The following is a 768-nucleotide window of genomic DNA, read 5'->3' as shown; positions in this document are numbered from 1 at the left end:
AACGCCGCCAGCATCGACGGCACAAAATGCACCGTCGTCACACCAGCAGAGACAATCAGCCCCGCCACATACGCCGGATCACGATGACCACCAGGCCGCGCCACCACCAGACCCGCACCCACCAGCAGCGGCCAGAAGAACTCCCACACCGAGACGTCGAAGCCCGACGGAGTCTTCTGCAGCACCCGGTCATCAGCGTCAAGACCGAACCGGTCCTGCATCCACAACAAACGGTTCACAATCCCCGCATGCGGCACCACCACACCCTTCGGACGCCCCGTCGAACCAGACGTATAAATCACATACGCCGGACAACCAGCATCCAAAACACCCAGACGCTCCCCATCGACAAGATCCGCACCCGAGAACCCAGCCAACTCGACATCATCCAAAACCAACGACGCAGGCCCAACCACACCCTTGGCCGACAACCCCGCCAGCGACACCGAATCAGTCAACAGACACACCGGGTCAGCGTCAGACAGCATGAACCCGATACGATCCGCCGGATAATCCGGATCCACCGGCATATACGCCGCACCAGACTTCAACACCGCCAACAACGCGACCACAAGCTCCACCGACCGCGGCAACGCCACCGCAACCAGCGACTCCGGACCAGCACCCCGCGCCACAAGCTCCCGCGCCAAACGATTCGCCCGAACATTCAACTCCGCATACGAAACCTGCTCACCCTCGAATACGACGGCAACAGCCTCCGGCGAACGACGCACCTGCTCCTCAAACAAACCGACAAGAGTCGCGTCG

1 protein-coding gene is annotated in these 768 nt (G+C 61.5%); it reads right to left on the bottom strand.

Annotation, left to right across the window (positions count from 1 at the left end; translation table 11 throughout):
• A partial coding sequence (locus IZR01_RS49405) for an AMP-binding protein (RefSeq protein WP_194927915.1) occupies positions 1-768 on the bottom strand: 768 nt, incomplete at both ends.

This window comes from Catenulispora pinisilvae (assembly GCF_015356865.1).
Taxonomy (GTDB): Bacteria; Actinomycetota; Actinomycetes; order Streptomycetales; family Catenulisporaceae; genus Catenulispora; species Catenulispora pinisilvae.
Note: the sequence above shows the minus strand (reverse complement) of the source record. Positions and strands in the feature narration are given on the sequence as shown.